Source organism: Paenibacillus profundus, assembly GCF_021369635.1.
GTDB classification, from domain to species: Bacteria; Bacillota; Bacilli; order Paenibacillales; family Paenibacillaceae; genus Paenibacillus_B; species Paenibacillus_B profundus.
In genome coordinates, this window is sequence record NZ_JAJNBZ010000004.1 from 117,978 (window position 1) to 135,143 (window position 17,166).

Below are 17,166 nucleotides of genomic sequence, written 5' to 3' on the forward strand. Positions count from 1 at the left end.
AAGAGAGCCTTTCTCCGTCTTAGGGGAGAGGCTTTTTTTTTATATTTCGAGAAAAAAATGCATTTTCATGCAACATATTTGCAAGTCGTCCCGTCTATGAGGTTGAAAAAGAAACAAATCCCGGGATGAGAAACACCACATTCAATAAAAAACGAACTGGAATGCAGGAGGAACTCGATATGAAGAGACAAGCTTGGGTGAAAATGTTGTTGACGACGTGTGTAGTGGTTATGGCGGCGCTCCCGCTGACAGCGGCAGCGAAGGCAGACCAAGTACAGGGCACGGTAGTGAGCCCGGCAGCGGAACAGAGTTCAGACATCACAATCCATAAAACGGACGTGAAGAAGCCAGAGCAGCAGGAATCGTTCTCGACCAAAGGGACCATCGATCAAATTACGTATACGAAAAACGGCGCTTATGTGATGATGAAAGGAAAATCCGCGCAGACGCAAAATATAGATGAACTTCGGCTTGTGTTCGCCAAAGGAACGCTAGTGATCGATCAAAACGGCAAGCAAGCGGACCTGCTGCAGGCGCTTAATGAAGGTTGGACGGTAACGGCTTATTATGGTTCCGCCATGACGAGCAGCATCCCGCCTCAGGTGAATGCGGAGAAATTTGTCGTCGATCGTCCGGATGCGACAGAAGAGTTCAAGACATCAGGTGTCATTACAGAAGCGGGCAAAGACCGCATCTCAATTATTGGGGAATATCCGATAATATTGAATATTACCGATAAGACAAAGATTACGGATGAATCCGGCAAGACGCTGACGAAGGATGCCTTGAAGCAGGACGTACGCGTGGAAGTGGAATACAGCCCGGTCATGACGAGAAGTCTGCCGCCAATCAGCCATGCCGTCTCAATTGTCGTAAAGGAAGAAACGGTTCGCAAAGAAGGCACGATTAGCAAAGTGAATCAATATGACGGGAAAACAACGGTTGCTGTCGATGTGAAAGCTGATGGGGGTCAAGTGAGCGGCATTGTGTTGACCACGGACGAGAATACAGTCATCGTTAATCAATCCGGCGAGAAGCTTGACGCCAAGGATTTGAAGGCTGGACAGAAAATCATCGGCTTCCATGCTCAAATTATGACGATGTCGTTGCCGCCGCAGAGCTATGCTTACCAAATTGTCGTAGCGAACTAACTTCATCAATCACCATTTCTTCGTATCTCTGTTTGCATGCAGCCGATGCTGGGTAATGTATATAAAATGAATAATCGACTGTACAACGAAACGAGGGTGGTGAAGCTTTGTGCGGCGCAAATTGCTGCGTATTGGCAATAGTTTCGGCCTTATCCTGACAAAGGATATTTTGTCGAAGTTGAAAGCAGAATACGGAGATTTGTTTGAAATGGAAGTTAGGGAGCAGACTGGAGAAATTGTCATTCGCAAGGTCGCTGACGCATCTAACCGCAATAGAATAAAAGAGAAGACGAAAATATCGGTGTAGGGATTGTATCCCTGCACCTTTTTTTGTCGTTAAACAAGAAACAACCCCTGCAGCTCACTGTTGCCGAAAGGGTTGCTCCGTTATCGTCTATTCAAGAAAAAGGGGGAGAATGTCATGCTATTATAAAATCACCGAATTCTTTCCGTTTGAAACAACGGACATAAAATAATAGAATATACCTATTCATTTCACGATTATTCGACATTTTTCGATAAAAACAGTTCCATAGTTGACATGAAATGATATAATGGAAATTAAAACCACGGCCCCTATAATAGGGGTGGCTTATGGAGGCGTAGAGAAAATGGGCATGGCTAATGAAGCGGGATGGATTCAGGCATTCGGCTCGGAAGACAATATGCCGGAATTACTCTGTGTCATAGAGAACGGATCAAAGGAACAGTCCGCGGAAGCGGCTCAAGCTTTATTTGAGCAGATTTGCCGGGACAACGATGTGGATGAAGCAGCCTTTCCTCTGATTGATCCGCTGCTTGATATTTTGACCATACGTCACAAGTCGGTCGCCAAGGCAACGATCCTGAACGGTATTGCGCAGGTGCTGCGATGCGCTATGTCGAATCCGCTCCCTTTCGGTGTCACCCCGCTGTGTTACTGCAGCAGCCATAGTCATGGGGTGGAGGAAGAGACTGGTGCGGCGGCAGCGGTGGCGCGGCACTGGCACAATACGCTGCGCGGCCGTTATGCGGAATGGTCTGTATTAGTAGAGGAAGAGGAATTAACGGCAATTCAAGTCGTATATGTGCTGCATCTGCTGCAATGGGATGACCCTCAAGTGGAAAATAAGCTGCTGCGTGCCGCTTTTTATGGGGAGACTTCCCGGCTTCGTCTGAACGCGCTCATCGCGCTTGCCGATCATCGCCGGCGTTCAGGTAAGCCATTCAATCCATCGATTGCGTTCGGTCAGCATCGCGACGACGATCTGTATGAGACGGTACGCGCTGTCTGCGCAGTGTTAACGACTTCCGAAGCTCAGTCTTTACAGGTAACGGCTAAGCTGCTGCAAGGTTGTGCACTGCCGCGGCTCGATCGAATCCAATTTCCTTGGGCAGATGGGGCAATATCCTCGCTATGCGCGCAGGCTGCCTGTTACCTATTTCAGGACGGCACTTCGATCGAAGAGCGAGCTGTGTTCTGGTTGGAGGCGCTTGAAAAATGTATTCATGCGCATCAGCTGCGCTCGCGCAAAGTGATATGGGAGATTGGCGAGTCGACCGTACAGTGGGATGAAGAGTTGCTGCAATGGAATTGGAACGGCCCGATGCTCGTGGCGGACGGCATGCTGCTCTCGTTGTTTCCTGTGAATGGCGTTCCTGTTGCGGAAAAGGGGGAAGAAATATCTCTTCCGTCGAACGTTTCGCGCGCAATCAAATTATGTCTCCAGCATCAAGTGGAGATGCCGAACGCAGAGCGTTACGGCGTAAGTCGTGTCATACGGCAGCTGTATCGTTTTATTACGTAAAGCAGGGTATTCCTGGCCCAGCATTCAACTGAGAAGGAACACCCGCGAGATATTCAGGAACGTGAAATGACTATATTGATGATGCCGAGACGGGACTAGTCCGTCTTTTTCTTTTTGTGCTGATAGGGGGTAACGGTTTTGGCCCCTTCCAATGTATCATTGACAAAGGCCATATCTTGGTTTTTCACTTTCATGTTGGTGGTGCCAGTGTAATTTCCTCGGTGTGTCTTGTTTTCCATGATGAATTTGACCTTCTTTCGATGTAAGATGTCATCCATCTCATACAGGATGCTCCGCCCTATTGTTAGCAAATTAGAAAGATGCTATCCAGATGCTATCCGTGAACGTGTGACAGAATCGAAACGCTTTTTGTAATCAAGCACGAGAAAATGTTGACAATATGGAAAAAATCTAGTCGATGACTAGGTTTTTTGTGCGTTGTTGGTTATAATGGTTAAGGAATTTTTACACGTATTTATAGGCATCGAAACGGCATTGCAACGAACGAAATAATCGAAATCATTATCGAAATCATTATCGAAATAGAACTATATTAAGGAGTTGTAATTATAAATGGCACTGAAAGCTGGTATCGTCGGATTGCCGAACGTTGGCAAATCTACATTGTTTAACGCAATTACGCAAGCAGGCGCAGAATCTGCCAACTACCCGTTCTGTACGATCGACCCGAACGTCGGCGTGGTGGAAGTGCCGGATGATCGTCTGGACAAATTGACGGAATTAGTCGTGCCGAACCGTACGGTTCCGACAGCGTTCGAATTCGTAGACATCGCAGGTCTTGTGCGCGGCGCGAGCAAAGGCGAAGGGCTTGGCAACAAGTTCTTGGCGCATATTCGTGAAGTGGACGCGATCGTGCATGTAGTGCGCTGCTTTGAAGATGAGAACATTACGCATGTGGACGGCAAGGTTGATCCAGTAAGCGATATTCAAACAATCAATCTGGAGCTCGTGTTGGCCGATCTCGAATCGGTAGAAAAGCGTCTTGATCGCACGAAGAAGAATTTGAAGAGCGGCGATAAGAAGTATGCGCAGGAAGCCGAAGTGCTTGAGCGCTTGAAAGACACGCTCTATAATGATAAGCCTGCGCGCAGCATGGATTTGAGCGATGATGAGAAGCTGCTGGTGCGCGATCTGCACTTGCTGACGATGAAGCCTGTGTTATATGCGGCGAATGTAAGCGAAGACGGTGTGGCAGATGCGGAATCCAATCCATATGTGCAGCAGGTGCGCGAATTCGCAGTGGCTGAGAATGCGGAAGTCGTGCCTATCAGTGCGAAGGTGGAAGCGGAAATCGCCGAATTGGAAGGCGAGGACAAAGAGATGTTCCTGCAGGAGCTGGGCTTGGATGAATCGGGCTTGAACCGCCTCATCAAGGCGGCTTACCGCCTGCTCGGTCTGTATACGTACTTCACCGCGGGTGTGCAAGAGGTGCGCGCTTGGACGATTCGCAAAGGCATGAAGGCGCCGCAAGCGGCAGGTGTCATTCATACTGACTTCGAACGTGGCTTTATTCGTGCCGAGGTCGTATCGTATGATGACCTGGTTGCAGGTGGCTCGATGAACGTGGTGAAGGAGCAAGGCAAGCTTCGTTTGGAAGGAAAAGAATATGTCGTGCAAGACGGTGACGTCATGCACTTCCGCTTTAATGTTTAGATGAACGCCTTGCGCGAGTTGCAAGGCTGATGAATATAGGTGTTAAAGCCGGAGATTGAAGCATGAGAGAGGTGATCGTATTATGTTGGACCGTCTGCAATCCCTTGCGGATCGATATGATAAATTGAGTGAATTGTTGTGTGATCCGGACGTGGCGAACGATCCGAAGAAGCTGCGTGAATATTCGAAGGAACAGTCCGATTTGCAGCAAGCTTATGAGGCTTATATGGAATATAAGTCCGTTGTGAGCGAGCTGGAGGCGGCGAAAGTAATGCTGCAAGAGAAGCTGGACGATGAAATGCGTGACATGGTGAAGATGGAAATTGAAGAACTGAGCGCGCGCCAAGCTGAGTTGGATGAGAATATTCGCATCTTGCTTCTGCCCAAGGATCCGAACGACGACAAGAACGTCATCGTCGAAATTCGCGGCGCGGCCGGCGGCGACGAAGCGGCGTTGTTCGCGGCCGACTTGTACCGCATGTATACACGTTATGCGGATACGAAAGGCTGGCGTACGGAGCTGATGGAAGCCAACATCAGCGATTTGGGCGGTTTCAAAGAGGTCATCTTCTTGGTATCCGGCAAAGGCGCCTACAGCAAGCTGAAGTATGAGAGCGGCGCGCATCGCGTGCAGCGCATTCCATCTACGGAATCGGGCGGCCGCATCCACACGTCCACGTCGACGGTAGCGGTCATGCCGGAAATCGAAGACTTTGAAGTGGAGATTTTCGATAAGGATATCCGTGTCGATACATTCTGTTCCTCTGGCGCGGGCGGACAGTCCGTCAATACGACGAAGTCAGCCGTACGTGTCACGCACATTCCGACCGGAATCGTAGCGACGTGCCAAGACGGAAAATCACAGAATGATAATAAAGCGAAGGCGCTGCAAGTGCTGCGCGCGCGTATTTTCGACGTTAAGCGGCAAGAAGAGGAAGCGAAATACGCAGGCGAGCGGAAGAGCAAGGTCGGTACAGGTGACCGCAGTGAACGGATTCGGACGTACAACTTCCCGCAAAGCCGCGTGACGGACCATCGCATCGGGTTGACGCTGCACAAGCTCGACCAGGTGATGAATGGGGATATGGAAGAAATTGTTCAAACGTTGACGTTGACGGAACAAGCGGAGCTCCTTGAAAAGGAGAATCATGCATGAGTGAGCACAGCAGATCGATGAGTGAAGGACAGACGCAGGGAACCGGCAATCCGGCCCTGCGCTTTCACCTCGTTGTGCCTGCGACGATTCGAGAAGCCTGGGTGCAGGCTTCTTCTTTTTTAGCGGCGAGCGGGGTGGACGATGCTGCGCATCATGCCGAGCTGCTGCTGCGGCATGAACTGGAGATGGAGCGTGCGGCTTATTTGGTCGCCTTGCCGGATGCGCTGCCGGAAGCGGTGATCGGCCGCTTCGAGGAGGCGATATCGCGGAGGGCTGCGGGCGAGCCGACGCAATATATTATCGGCTGGCAGCATTTCTATGGCCTGCCCTTCGAGGTGACGCCGGACGTGCTGATTCCGCGTCCGGAGACGGAGCTGCTCGTGGAGGCCGTCATCGCGGAAGCGGGCCGCCTCTGGCCGGAGGATGCGCCGCTTGAGGTGGCGGACGTCGGCACGGGCAGCGGCGCCATTGCGTGCACGCTGGCGCACCTGCGCCCGGCGTGGCGCGTCACGGCCGGCGACATTTCGCCGGCGGCGCTGCGGGTAGCCGAGCGTAACGCGGAGCGCCTCGGCGTGGCGGCGCGCCTGTCGTGGCTGCAGGGCGACCTGCTGGCGCCGTTCGCCGGCCGCGGGCTGGACATCCTTGTGTCCAACCCGCCGTACATTCCGGCCGGCGACTTGGCGGGGCTCATGCGCGAGGTGCGCGATTATGAGCCCCGCACGGCGCTGGACGGCGGTGCGGACGGGCTCGACCCGTACCGCCGTCTCGTCGCCATGCTGCCGCTGCTTGGCGCGGCGCCGCGCCTGATTGGCTTCGAGGTGGGCCAAGGACAGGCCCACGACGTAGCCGCGCTGCTGAAGAGCGCCGGCTACAGCTCGAAGCTCGTCATTGTGCCTGACTTGGCGGGCATTGAGCGCCACGTCATCGGCGTGCGTTAGCTGCGCAATGTGCAATGATTCGCAGCACGCGCATTGAATAATTCGATTTATTTCGGAGATAGAGTTTTTTCGCGTCTGTGCCGCCTTCCTTATGGCTGCCGGATCGGAGAGACTCTATCTTTTTTTCTATGAAAATCGAAATTGCTAGGTTTAATCACCTGACTGCCGGACATAATGATAGACAAGAGGCGCGCCCAACCTCACAAGGAGTAGAATGAACATGAAGATTCGTGTGTTCGTACTCGGTCTCGCACTTGTCGCGATGGCAGCGGGAGCTTTGATGCGTTGGGAAATTGGCCGTGTGGATGCGGCTATAGGTGAAGTTCAGGAATTGAAGGCAAATGAGGCCTTACAAGAAGCTTCAGGTCGGAATGCCGATGACGTGATTCCGGAGGATGCGATACGCTTGCGGGTGCTGGCGAACTCCGATACGGATCGGGACCAGCAAGTAAAGCGCATGGTGCGCGATGCGATCGTCGAGCAGATTAACGGCTGGCTGCAGCATGAAGCTGCACCGCAATCACGGGACGAGGCCCAGGCGCTCATTGCGAAGCATATGGATGAGCTGGCGCAGGCGGCGGCAGACGTGCTCGCCGAACAAGACATGTCTTACGAAGCGAAGCTGGAGCTAGGCGAAGTGTCTTTCCCGGCAAAATGGTACGGCGGCAACGTGTATCCTGCCGGCATGTATGAGGCGCTGCTCGTGACGTTGGGGGCAGGCGAAGGGCAGAATTGGTGGTGCGTGCTGTTCCCGCCGCTCTGCTTTATTGATGGAGATACGGCACAAGGTTCAGCAAGCGGCGACCTGCAAGCGGGAACAACGGCCGAAGCGCAGCAAGCAGGTGTAGCGGGGGATGCTGCAAGTGACGCTGCAAACGACGATCCGAGTGCCGCTGAGGATACGACCGAAGTCCGATTTTTCTTATGGGATATGCTTGTCACTTTGCTTCAATGGATTTCTGAAGTGTGGACTGCTCTAGTCGGATAAGATATGCCTTTCATATATTCAAATTATTTGTGCAATCATATTTTCAAAATAATTATTCAGATTATTTTCAATAGTGCATTCGTGTATACACTCGGCTCATTTTTGGATGATATCTATATAAGTTGAACTATAAACCTTCCGAGTAATTGATTGTGTGCGATGATATTCATACGGCCCAGGGCTGAACGCTAGGCTGTACTCCTTTTCCAATCCTCCATTGGATTTTATCCAACGGAACAGCACATATATCTTTTTACGGTCAGGTTTCATTGGAGTTCATCCAATGCTTTGTCACTCATTCCACAGCAAACGCTGAAAAACAGCAGATCCACTGTACGAAATACAGCCTAAATGCGGTTTAACCGACTAATTGGTACTTTCTACTGTATGTTTTCCAATGGGACTTACTTCGAGCGGGGCAAACAATGCAGTTCAACTTATATAGTTTGATATACATTTTGTAATCAATTGCTGCAATTATTTTTTATTAATGTGAAAACGATATGCCTTTGACCACTGTATACGTGTGTTGTGCATTCTAATGAAAACTTAATATGAACACTGCATGCTATGAATATGATATATGTTGTTTTCGCTATATACGCAACTAACTGCGTAATTATGCTATAACTGGACGATCCTCTGGCTCTTATGGTACAACTAATGAAGAAGCAAAGGAACGTGAACGAAAAGATGTCGAAGCTCCTTCGGCATCTTTTCTTGCGATGCAACAACATTACCTTCTTGCAGTTTTTTACTATCGACTGAAGACGCCTTGTTTGGAGTTTATTTTTAGAAAAAGGCTTGAACGGGATGCACCTTTACAGTATGGGAACAGAGTGAGACGCTCAACAGCAACTAGAATGCGGCAAACAAACAACTTGTAAATGGCCAATAAACGCTAAACAATGAACGCTAAACGATGAAAAATAACAAATAACAAATAACAAATAACAAATAACAAATAACAAGCAGCAGATACTAGGTAATCTATAACGAGCAATCAGAGCAGTAGGAAAAAATACACAACCTCAATAACAGTAAGGACTTGACGCCATGAACAAATCAAATGATAGCAAAGTCGAAGCAAACCGCATAGGAGCACCCATTAGCCACGCCGCTGCCCGGCCTCAAGCCACGAAGTGGTGGACGGTGGATGGGGCGATTTCGGTACAGGAACAAGCGTGCATTGTGGAAGCCGCCGCCATGCTGGCAGCAGGACAGACGGTTGCCTTCCCGACGGAGACGGTATATGGCCTCGGGGCGAATGCTTGCGACAGTGAGGCTGTGGAACGCATTTTTATCGCCAAAGGACGCCCATCAGACAATCCGCTCATCGTGCATATCGCGGATGTGGCGCAGTTGGATGCGCTGGTGCTGCCCTACGGAGAGACCGCACAGCGGTTGATGGAACGCTTCTGGCCGGGGCCGCTTACCATTGTGCTGCCGGTCCGGCCGAACGCGGTCTCTTCCCGCGTGACCGCAGGGCTCGACACCGTGGGCGTGCGCATGCCGGCGCACGATACGGCGCTTGCGCTCATTCGCGCTGCGGGCTGCCCGATTGCGGCACCAAGCGCGAACCGCTCGGGACGGCCGAGCCCAACCCGCGCGGAGCATGTGCGCGCGGACCTGGACGGCCTCATCGGCGGCATCGTTGACGGCGGCCCAGCAGGCGTCGGCCTGGAGTCCACGGTGCTTGAAGTGCAGGGCGACCGTGTGCACGTGCTGCGGCCGGGCGGAATTACGACAGCGATGCTGCGTGAAGTGGCGGCCGAGGTGACGGTCGATCCAGCGGTCGACCCGAACGGCGGCATGACGAAAGCATTGCCGCCGTCTTCTCCTTCGGCGGCACCGATCGAGTCGCAGCGTATGGCAGAGCATGCTTCGGGACTTGCAGCTGAACCGCCATTGAAGGAAGGCGCAGCGGGCCACACGGCAGAGCAAGCGGCAGAACGCTCAGGTGAGCTGCTCTCGGTACAACCTGCGCCGCGCTCGCCTGGAATGAAATATACGCATTATGCGCCGCAAGGCACACTTTCTATCGTGCAGGGGCCGTCGGCGTACCGCGTAAGCCGCTGCATCCAAGCGGAATTGGATGCAGCCAAAGGACGCGGCGAGACGACCGGTGTACTGGCATTCAGAGAGCATGCCGAGCAATACCGGGCGGACATCGTCGCATCGCTTGGAAGCGTGGAGGCGTTGGAGGAGGCGGCCCATCATCTATATGATGCGCTGCGCCATTTCGATGAAGCGGGAGCCACCTATATGCTGGCGGAGGCTTGTCCGGCAGAAGGCATGGGACTTGCCGTCATGAACCGGCTTATTAAAGCAGCGGGTCACCGTATCATCCACTGTTAAAGATATGAAAATGGGTAAAATAGAGCTTGTCATGATTAAGGCCTTGTCCGCATACGTTGATTAAAGACGATCGGACGAGGAGAGAGGCAGATGTGGGAAACGGCTGCACCCCTAGGTCAATGGATTACGATTCTCGCTATGGCTCTGGCGCTTGGCTCGGACGCCTTTTCCCTATGTCTTGGCATCGGGATGAGAGGGGTGCGGCGGATGGATGCCTTTCGCATCAGCGTCGTCATCGCGCTCTTTCATGTACTGATGCCGCTGATGGGCGTCATAACGGGCATATATATGAGCATTGTGCTCGGGAAGGTGACGGCGATGGCTGCCGGCGCTCTTCTCGTGATGCTCGGCGGACATATGATTTACAGCTCGTTCAAAGGGGGAGCATCTCACTTTATCGACACGGCTTCGTTCTGGGGTACAATTTTGTTTGCGCTGAGCGTCAGTGTCGATTCGTTCTCTGTCGGAGTAACGCTTGGCATGTTCCGTTCTGATTTGCTGATTACGCTCGTTGCGTTCGGTCTGTTCGGCGGGGCGATGTCCATTCTCGGGCTGCTGCTTGGACATCATGCGGGACAGCGGCTCGGTGAGTACGGCGAAGCGGTGGGCGGTGCTGTATTACTCGTATTCGGCATCTTGTTTTTGATCCCTTCTTGACTTAGGGTACAATAGATAGAGGAGAACTTCACGAGAGGGGGAATGTGATTATGAAACGCATTTTGTTTGTGTGCACAGGCAACACTTGCCGCAGTCCGATGGCAGAAGCGATGCTGAGACATTTGGCGGAGGATCGGTCTTTGGACCTAGAGGTGAAGTCGGCCGGCGTGGCGGCGTGGGATGGCACTCCTATTTCGGAGCATGCGGCTGAAGCGCTTGCCGAACAGCAAATTACGAGCCATCGGACGTTTCGGTCCACTGCCCTGAACGAAGAAGGGATACAGTGGGCGGATATTATTTTGACGTTAACCTTTGGTCATAAGCAGCATGTGCTGCAGCGCTTTCCTCATGCAGCGGACAAGACGTTCGCGCTGAAAGAGTATGTAGAGCAGGACGGGGCGGCGGTGGATGAGCGGGAACAACTGCTTGCTCTGGCGGCGGAACTGCAGTTGAAGCTGGCGCTGGGTGAAGAGCCGACTGAAGAAGAACGGAAGCAGCTCTTTGAACTGCAGCGGCGCGCACCGAGCATGGATGTGGCGGATCCATTCGGAGGCACGTTAGAGCAGTATCGAATGACGGCTGCGGAAATCTGCGAGGCGCTTCATCTGCTGCTGGACAAGCTGGACAAATAGGGATTGCATTTCATTTCCGTATCCTTTATCATCAGGGGTAGAAAATGCAGGTTCGATGTAACTGGCGACGAAAGTGGGTAACCACGGTGGAGCATCGAATAATACGGCCGGTCGCCTGGGCGAAAGAGCAGTGTATGGTAATTGCCATGCTATGCTCTTTTTTTCATGTTATATTATGCTATATATGGTATAGATGGTGCTGAGTTGTTATGGATGTGATTTCTTGGATATTGCATCGGGGCGAGCATCCTGCATTCGTATGAGGCGCTTGTCTCGGGGGATGGTAAGAGAGAGGGAAGAAAATGCAATTTGTTTGCTCCAACTTCCCGGAAATTCGTTATAATAGAGCCATGGCTTGTCTCATGAACAACGTTGGATGCGCCTTAATGAAAGACGACGGATGGAGGGAATAACAATGAAAATTGCCGTAGGTGCAGATCATGCCGGCGTGCGGTTGAAAGATGGAATTATTTCAGTCATTAAGGACATGGGTCATGATGTTGTTGACTTGGGCTGCAATTGTACGGAATCGGTAGACTATCCAGATTACGCGGTGCCGGTTGCAGAGATGGTTGCTTCCGGGGAAGCAGACCGGGGCGTGCTCATTTGTGGCACAGGCATCGGCATGTCCATCGCCGCGAACAAAGTGCCGGGTGTGCGTTGCGCGCTCGTTCACGATCTGTTCTCTGCGAAAGCGACCCGCGAACATAACGATACGAACGTACTGGCCATGGGTGAGCGTGTCATCGGGCCTGGGCTTGCTGAGGAAATTGTGCGCGTCTGGCTGAGCACGGAATTCAGCCGAGGCGAACGTCATGTAGGGCGTCTGGGCAAAGTAACCGATGTGGAGCATAAATATCACCCTGCACCGTAATGAAGCGGAGGTGGAGTTATTATGAGTAATAATATTCGCGAGCAGTCGGAAGCGGCTGTGTATGCCCTCGTGCAAGCGGCGGGCTTGAAGCCCGGGCAGCTGGTTGTTATCGGCTGCAGCACGAGTGAGGTAGCCGGGGCGCGGATAGGAACGTCGGGCACGCTTGATGTAGCCCAGGAGATTTTTGCCGGGCTGGATGTGCTGCATACGGAATTCGGGCTCTACACGGCATTTCAATGCTGTGAGCACCTTAACCGCGCGCTCGTCGTAGAACGGCACACGCTCGAACGGTTCGGGCTTGAGGAAGTTGCTGCAGTACCTGTTCCGACAGCGGGCGGATCAATGGCTGCCTATGCGTATCGGCGATTATCCGCTGCTTGCTTGGCGGAGACGATCGCAGCTGATGCCGGAATCGACATCGGAGAGACGCTCATCGGCATGCACATACGCCGGGTTGCCGTGCCGCTCCGAACTGAGGTGCGCACTATCGGCAAGGCAAGAGTCAATATGGCGGCAACGCGGCCGAAGCTTATCGGCGGGGAAAGAGCCGTCTACCAGTTGCCGGATATCGCGGGCACAGATTCCTGTGAGTAAGATGAGCAAGAAGGCTGCCGGATGACGATAACACATGGAACCTTAACGCAGAATGCGTTGTCATACATTGCAATAAGGTAATTTAACAATGGGAGGGTTATGGTAATGGTAGATCATTTAAGACAATCCGATCCGGACGTATTGAAAGCAATGGATCTGGAACTGCAGCGTCAGCGCAACAACATTGAACTTATCGCTTCGGAGAACATCGTAAGCGAAGCGGTGATGGAAGCGATGGGTACGGTGCTCACGAACAAATATGCGGAAGGCTATCCGGGCAGACGCTACTACGGCGGATGCGAGCATGTCGACATCGTCGAGAACATCGCGCGGGATCGTGCGAAGGAACTGTTCGGAGCGGAGCATGTTAATGTGCAGCCGCACTCCGGAGCGCAAGCGAACATGGCTGTATATTTGGCAGCATTGAAGCCGGGAGATACGGTACTCGGGATGGACTTGGCGCACGGTGGACACTTGACGCACGGCAGCCCTGTCAACGCATCGGGCCTGTTGTATAATTTCGTTGCATATGGCGTCGAAGAAGATACGTTCCGCATCGATTATGACAAGGTGCGCAAGGCAGCTTTCAAACATCGCCCGAAAATGCTCGTTGCCGGTGCCAGCGCTTATCCGCGTATTATCGACTTTGAGGCATTGGCTTCAATTGCGAACGACGTAGGCGCGCTGTTCTTTGTCGACATGGCTCACATTGCCGGCCTCGTAGCGGCTGGACTGCATCCGAGCCCAGTTCCCCATGCCCACTTTGTAACGACGACGACGCATAAGACGTTGCGCGGTCCGCGCGGAGGCATGATTCTGTGCCGCCAAGCATGGGCGCAGGCGATTGACAAGGCAGTATTCCCGGGAACGCAAGGCGGTCCGCTCATGCACGTCATCGCATCCAAAGCAGTTGCTCTGGGCGAAGCATTGCAGCCGTCCTTCAAGGAGCATGCCGAGCAGGTGATTAAAAATGCGCAAGTGCTGGCAGAGTCCCTTATGGCGGAAGGATTGACGATCGTATCCGGTGGTACGGACAATCACCTCATGCTCATCGATACGCGCGGCATCAACATAACTGGTAAAGATGCGGAAAAAGTTCTTGATTCCGTTGGCATTACCGTGAACAAGAATGCGATTCCGTTCGATCCGACGAGCCCATTCATTACAAGCGGGATCCGTATCGGGACGCCGGCAGCAACTTCGCGCGGCATGGATGAGGCGACTATGCGCATTATCGGGCAGGTCATCGCTATGACGCTCAAAAATCCGGCAGATGCGGCGGTATTAGATAAAGCGCGAGGTATGGTGCGTGACTTGACGGCACAATATCCGTTGTATGAGACATTGAAATATTAATGGTAAAGGCAGCGGGTTCCCGCTGACACAGGCCGTGTATGCCTTGAACAGGCATGCGCGGCCTGTTTTTGTTTGTGCTGCAGATGGCTAAGCATTAAGGACATCAGTAGTGGGAGATGGGTCAATGTACCTGTGTGAATGTAGTGATGCACTACCTTTTTCCCATGGCATATTCGCTTGCATGTATAACCAATCCAAGGAATGTTTACTAATAGTACAGTGACTCTTTCTTTTCCAAGTTCAGGGAAGCGGGAAAAAGGCTGACAAAAGTGATGGGGAACACTGTGCAGTGACGGGATACAAATGTTATAATAGAGCCTGTTTAGCGTAAACTGATAACTTGAAGGCAACGAGAGTAAAAAGCGGAGGGACATGTTATATGGGCAAATTGGTCATTTGCGATCATCCTTTGATTCAACACAAAGTGACATTAATTCGTGACAAGAGCACGAATACGAAAGATTTCCGGGAACTGGTGGACGAAGTGGCAACCTTGATGGCGTATGAGATTACGCGCGAGCTGCCGCTGCAGACCGTCACGGTGGAGACGCCGGTAGCGGAGACAGAAAGCAAAATCATTGCAGGGCGGATGCTCGGTATCATCCCGATTCTTCGTGCGGGGTTAGGCATGGTGGAAGGCATCGTCAAGCTGATTCCCGGCGCCAAAATTGGACATGTCGGTTTGTTCCGCGACCCGGAAACCTTGAAACCAGTAGAATACTATACCAAGCTGCCTAAGGATGTTCACGAGCGCGCGCTTATCGTCATTGATCCGATGCTCGCAACAGGCGGCTCGGCCATTGCTGCAATCGATGTGCTGAAGAAACGCGATTGCACACAGATTAAGTTAGCATGCCTAATCGCCGCGCCAGAAGGTGTCAAGGCAGTGCAGGAGGCGCATCCGGATGTGGATATTTACCTTGCCGCATTGGACGAGCGTCTGGATGATCACGGTTATATCGTGCCTGGATTGGGCGACGCAGGGGATCGTCTGTTCGGCACGAAATAACAATACGTTTAGACTACGGAGGATTAGAAGATGTCCAAAGTGAAAGTAATGACGGTGTTCGGTGTACGTCCAGAAGCGATTAAGATGGCGCCGCTCATCCTGGAATTGCAGAAACATCCGGAACAAATCGAGTCCATCGTGTGCGTCACGGGCCAACATCGTCAGATGTTGGACCAGGTGCTCGATGTATTCAGCATCAAGCCTGATTACGACTTGAACATCATGCAGGCGAGCCAGACGCTGAATGACATTTCGATTCGGGTGCTGCAAGGATTAGAGCCGGTGCTGCAGGAGGCGAAGCCGGATATCGTGCTTGTGCACGGAGATACGCTTACAACCTTCTTGGCTAGTTATGCGGCATTTTTGCAGCAGATCCAAGTTGGACATGTCGAGGCCGGATTGCGCACATGGAATAAATTGTCGCCTTATCCGGAAGAAATGAACCGGCAATTGACCGGAGTATTGGCAGACCTGCATTTCGCGCCTACCGATTGGTCGGCAAATAACTTGAGACACGAAAACAAGAAAGATTCATCGATATTTGTCACAGGCAACACGGTAACAGATGTGTTTCAATATACAGTACGATCCGATTACACGCATGAAGTGCTCGATTGGGCACAGGGCAAGCGGCTCGTGCTGATGACGGCTCACCGCCGTGAATCGCAGGGAGAACCGCACCGCAATATATTCCGCGCCGTGCGCCGCATAGCGGACGAGTTCGAGGATATCGCCATCGTGTATCCGGTCCATCTTAGTCCGGCAGTTCGTGAACCGGCCTATGAGATGTTGGGGGATCACCCGCGCATTAAGCTGATTGACCCGTTTGATGTGGTGGACTTTCATAATTTTTATCCTCATACGCATCTCATACTTACCGATTCGGGCGGTCTCCAGGAGGAAGCACCGTCATTTGGCATACCGGTGATCGTCCTTCGCGAAACTACCGAACGACCGGAAGGCATCGATGCAGGCACATTGGAACTGGTCGGTACGGAAGAGGAGATGGTGTACGAGCGTACAAAGGCATTGCTGTCGGATGAATCAACTTATGCAAGGATGAGCAAAGCCGCCAATCCTTACGGGGATGGCAAAGCATCCCAACGAATTGTCAGTGCGATTCTTCACAATTTTGGCATGCAGGCGGAGCGTCCGAAAAACTTTCACACAACGTTCACAAATTGATTCAGTGCTGTCTTCTAGAGCATAACGTTCCAGCATACAGTGACACTGTACGGTTTACGCGGTTTTTTGCAGCTTGGAAAACGAAAATACATCGTTTTCATCCTTATAAATACAGGGTTTTTATGAATTGACAAAATCTCGTATTGTTAAGTAAAATGAATGGGAATTATAGCCTATGAAGACCACTAAACGCAATGATAACCTGTGGCTGGTCGCTCTCAGTATTGGTGGAGCCGGCGTTATGCTTGCCATATATATTCTCATTGGATTTTTCGTGGGGAAGTGGTTAGCTCATGCATTGGACGGACCTAAGCTTTGGCTTGCCGTAGGTGCGATATCCGGGATGTGTCTCGGTATCGCGAACATCGTCTACTTTGTTAGAAAGTTCATGGGGGAACAAGATGAATGATATGACTTCCATTGTCAATGCCGTTACCAGAGTGACGTTCATCCTGTTGTCGGTGTTCCTTCTCGTATGGGCTTTTGCACCGGAATACCGGCCAATAGCTGCAGGCTTGACGCTGGGCACGGCTATAGGCTTGATCAACGTTCGATATTTGTCGATGAAGGTCCGGCAACTTGTCGACCTTGCCGTAAGCGCGGAGAGGAAGCGGTACAATTTTGGAATGGTTACGAGAATGTGTATTGCATTCTTGGCCGTCATGATCGCAGCGAAATTGGGTCATGTGAAAATATCGCTACCGTCAACCATAGTCGGATTGTTCATCGCGCAGCTATTGACCATTCCTGTGAGTATCTTTTTTGGAATAAGACAAAATAAGTAACTTTATTTTGGAAAGGGGTGAA

General features: G+C 51.9%; 18 protein-coding genes and 1 riboswitch. Of the genes, 17 read left to right on the forward strand and 1 reads right to left on the reverse strand.

Annotated features, from left to right (window positions below; translation table 11 throughout):
- Positions 1 to 179 precede the first annotated feature (179 nt).
- From LQV63_RS07820 to LQV63_RS07830, 3 genes are all read left to right on the forward strand, one after another.
- Positions 180 to 1,151, forward strand: coding sequence for a hypothetical protein (locus LQV63_RS07820; RefSeq protein ID WP_233696280.1), 972 nt, complete (start codon positions 180 to 182; stop codon positions 1,149 to 1,151).
- Positions 1,152 to 1,260: 109 nt separating this feature from the next.
- A complete protein-coding gene (locus LQV63_RS07825; protein ID WP_019424638.1) occupies positions 1,261 to 1,458 on the forward strand; it encodes an AbrB/MazE/SpoVT family DNA-binding domain-containing protein in 198 nt (65 codons plus the stop codon).
- A 304-nt stretch (positions 1,459 to 1,762) separates the two neighbouring features.
- On the forward strand, positions 1,763 to 2,938 hold the full coding sequence (locus tag LQV63_RS07830; protein ID WP_233696281.1) for a hypothetical protein: 1,176 nt from the start codon (positions 1,763 to 1,765) through the stop codon (positions 2,936 to 2,938).
- A gap of 95 nt (positions 2,939 to 3,033) precedes the next feature.
- Here the strand turns inward: LQV63_RS07830 and LQV63_RS07835 are convergent, their stop codons facing one another.
- A complete protein-coding gene (locus LQV63_RS07835; protein WP_192813649.1) occupies positions 3,034 to 3,177 on the reverse strand; it encodes a hypothetical protein in 144 nt (47 codons plus the stop codon).
- 334 nt (positions 3,178 to 3,511) lie between these two features.
- On the opposite strand from LQV63_RS07835, the gene ychF reads away from it, so the two are divergent.
- The 14 genes from ychF to LQV63_RS07905 all read left to right on the forward strand — a co-directional run bounded on the left by ychF (position 3,512) and on the right by LQV63_RS07905 (position 17,144).
- Positions 3,512 to 4,612 (forward strand): redox-regulated ATPase YchF, encoded by a 1,101-nt coding sequence (gene ychF / locus LQV63_RS07840; RefSeq protein ID WP_233696282.1) that lies wholly within the window; start codon positions 3,512 to 3,514, stop codon positions 4,610 to 4,612.
- 82 nt (positions 4,613 to 4,694) lie between these two features.
- Positions 4,695 to 5,768, forward strand: coding sequence for a peptide chain release factor 1 (gene prfA, locus LQV63_RS07845; protein WP_019424642.1), 1,074 nt, complete (start codon positions 4,695 to 4,697; stop codon positions 5,766 to 5,768).
- A complete protein-coding gene (gene prmC, locus LQV63_RS07850; RefSeq protein ID WP_233696283.1) occupies positions 5,765 to 6,706 on the forward strand; it encodes a peptide chain release factor N(5)-glutamine methyltransferase in 942 nt (313 codons plus the stop codon). Before prfA ends, prmC begins: the two co-directional genes overlap by 4 nt.
- A gap of 220 nt (positions 6,707 to 6,926) precedes the next feature.
- Positions 6,927 to 7,694, forward strand: a complete 768-nt coding sequence (gene spoIIR / locus LQV63_RS07855) for a stage II sporulation protein R (protein WP_233696284.1) — start codon at positions 6,927 to 6,929, stop codon at positions 7,692 to 7,694.
- Positions 7,695 to 8,750: 1,056 nt separating this feature from the next.
- Positions 8,751 to 10,052 (forward strand): L-threonylcarbamoyladenylate synthase, encoded by a 1,302-nt coding sequence (locus LQV63_RS07860; RefSeq protein WP_233696285.1) that lies wholly within the window; start codon positions 8,751 to 8,753, stop codon positions 10,050 to 10,052.
- A gap of 90 nt (positions 10,053 to 10,142) precedes the next feature.
- The gene (locus tag LQV63_RS07865) at positions 10,143 to 10,709 is read left to right on the forward strand and encodes a manganese efflux pump MntP (protein ID WP_019424647.1); all 567 of its coding nucleotides are present in this window, start codon (positions 10,143 to 10,145) and stop codon (positions 10,707 to 10,709) included.
- A gap of 50 nt (positions 10,710 to 10,759) precedes the next feature.
- Positions 10,760 to 11,341, forward strand: coding sequence for a low molecular weight protein arginine phosphatase (locus tag LQV63_RS07870; protein WP_233696286.1), 582 nt, complete (start codon positions 10,760 to 10,762; stop codon positions 11,339 to 11,341).
- Between the two features lie 47 nt (positions 11,342 to 11,388).
- A riboswitch (ZMP/ZTP riboswitch) is annotated at positions 11,389 to 11,469 on the forward strand.
- A 287-nt stretch (positions 11,470 to 11,756) separates the two neighbouring features.
- A complete protein-coding gene (gene rpiB / locus LQV63_RS07875; protein ID WP_019424649.1) occupies positions 11,757 to 12,215 on the forward strand; it encodes a ribose 5-phosphate isomerase B in 459 nt (152 codons plus the stop codon).
- Positions 12,216 to 12,236: 21 nt separating this feature from the next.
- Positions 12,237 to 12,809 carry a TIGR01440 family protein gene (locus tag LQV63_RS07880; RefSeq protein ID WP_233696287.1) on the forward strand — a complete coding sequence of 191 codons (573 nt, stop codon included), beginning with the start codon at positions 12,237 to 12,239 and terminating at the stop codon, positions 12,807 to 12,809.
- Between the two features lie 105 nt (positions 12,810 to 12,914).
- Entirely contained in the window at positions 12,915 to 14,165 is a 1,251-nt protein-coding gene (locus LQV63_RS07885; protein WP_233696288.1) for a serine hydroxymethyltransferase, read from the forward strand.
- 379 nt (positions 14,166 to 14,544) lie between these two features.
- On the forward strand, positions 14,545 to 15,174 hold the full coding sequence (upp, locus tag LQV63_RS07890; RefSeq protein ID WP_019424652.1) for a uracil phosphoribosyltransferase: 630 nt from the start codon (positions 14,545 to 14,547) through the stop codon (positions 15,172 to 15,174).
- A gap of 30 nt (positions 15,175 to 15,204) precedes the next feature.
- Complete coding sequence (gene wecB / locus LQV63_RS07895; RefSeq protein ID WP_233696289.1) at positions 15,205 to 16,359, forward strand: non-hydrolyzing UDP-N-acetylglucosamine 2-epimerase; 1,155 nt, start codon at positions 15,205 to 15,207, stop codon at positions 16,357 to 16,359.
- 175 nt (positions 16,360 to 16,534) lie between these two features.
- Positions 16,535 to 16,768, forward strand: a complete 234-nt coding sequence (locus tag LQV63_RS07900) for an AtpZ/AtpI family protein (RefSeq protein ID WP_019424654.1) — start codon at positions 16,535 to 16,537, stop codon at positions 16,766 to 16,768.
- Complete coding sequence (locus LQV63_RS07905) at positions 16,761 to 17,144, forward strand: ATP synthase subunit I (RefSeq protein WP_019424655.1); 384 nt, start codon at positions 16,761 to 16,763, stop codon at positions 17,142 to 17,144. Before LQV63_RS07900 ends, LQV63_RS07905 begins: the two co-directional genes overlap by 8 nt.
- Positions 17,145 to 17,166 lie beyond the last annotated feature (22 nt).

Coding starts and splice junctions, on each gene's coding strand:
- LQV63_RS07820 (WP_233696280.1), top strand. CDS start 180: ATGAAGAGACAAGCTTGGGTGAAAATGTTGTTGACGACGTGTGTAGTG.
- LQV63_RS07830 (WP_233696281.1), top strand. CDS start 1,763: ATGGGCATGGCTAATGAAGCGGGATGGATTCAGGCATTCGGCTCGGAA.
- LQV63_RS07835 (WP_192813649.1), bottom strand. CDS start 3,177: ATGGAAAACAAGACACACCGAGGAAATTACACTGGCACCACCAACATG.
- ychF (WP_233696282.1), top strand. CDS start 3,512: ATGGCACTGAAAGCTGGTATCGTCGGATTGCCGAACGTTGGCAAATCT.
- prfA (WP_019424642.1), top strand. CDS start 4,695: ATGTTGGACCGTCTGCAATCCCTTGCGGATCGATATGATAAATTGAGT.
- prmC (WP_233696283.1), top strand. CDS start 5,765: ATGAGTGAGCACAGCAGATCGATGAGTGAAGGACAGACGCAGGGAACC.
- spoIIR (WP_233696284.1), top strand. CDS start 6,927: ATGAAGATTCGTGTGTTCGTACTCGGTCTCGCACTTGTCGCGATGGCA.
- LQV63_RS07860 (WP_233696285.1), top strand. CDS start 8,751: ATGAACAAATCAAATGATAGCAAAGTCGAAGCAAACCGCATAGGAGCA.
- LQV63_RS07865 (WP_019424647.1), top strand. CDS start 10,143: ATGTGGGAAACGGCTGCACCCCTAGGTCAATGGATTACGATTCTCGCT.
- LQV63_RS07870 (WP_233696286.1), top strand. CDS start 10,760: ATGAAACGCATTTTGTTTGTGTGCACAGGCAACACTTGCCGCAGTCCG.
- rpiB (WP_019424649.1), top strand. CDS start 11,757: ATGAAAATTGCCGTAGGTGCAGATCATGCCGGCGTGCGGTTGAAAGAT.
- LQV63_RS07880 (WP_233696287.1), top strand. CDS start 12,237: ATGAGTAATAATATTCGCGAGCAGTCGGAAGCGGCTGTGTATGCCCTC.
- LQV63_RS07885 (WP_233696288.1), top strand. CDS start 12,915: ATGGTAGATCATTTAAGACAATCCGATCCGGACGTATTGAAAGCAATG.
- upp (WP_019424652.1), top strand. CDS start 14,545: ATGGGCAAATTGGTCATTTGCGATCATCCTTTGATTCAACACAAAGTG.
- wecB (WP_233696289.1), top strand. CDS start 15,205: ATGTCCAAAGTGAAAGTAATGACGGTGTTCGGTGTACGTCCAGAAGCG.
- LQV63_RS07900 (WP_019424654.1), top strand. CDS start 16,535: ATGAAGACCACTAAACGCAATGATAACCTGTGGCTGGTCGCTCTCAGT.
- LQV63_RS07905 (WP_019424655.1), top strand. CDS start 16,761: ATGAATGATATGACTTCCATTGTCAATGCCGTTACCAGAGTGACGTTC.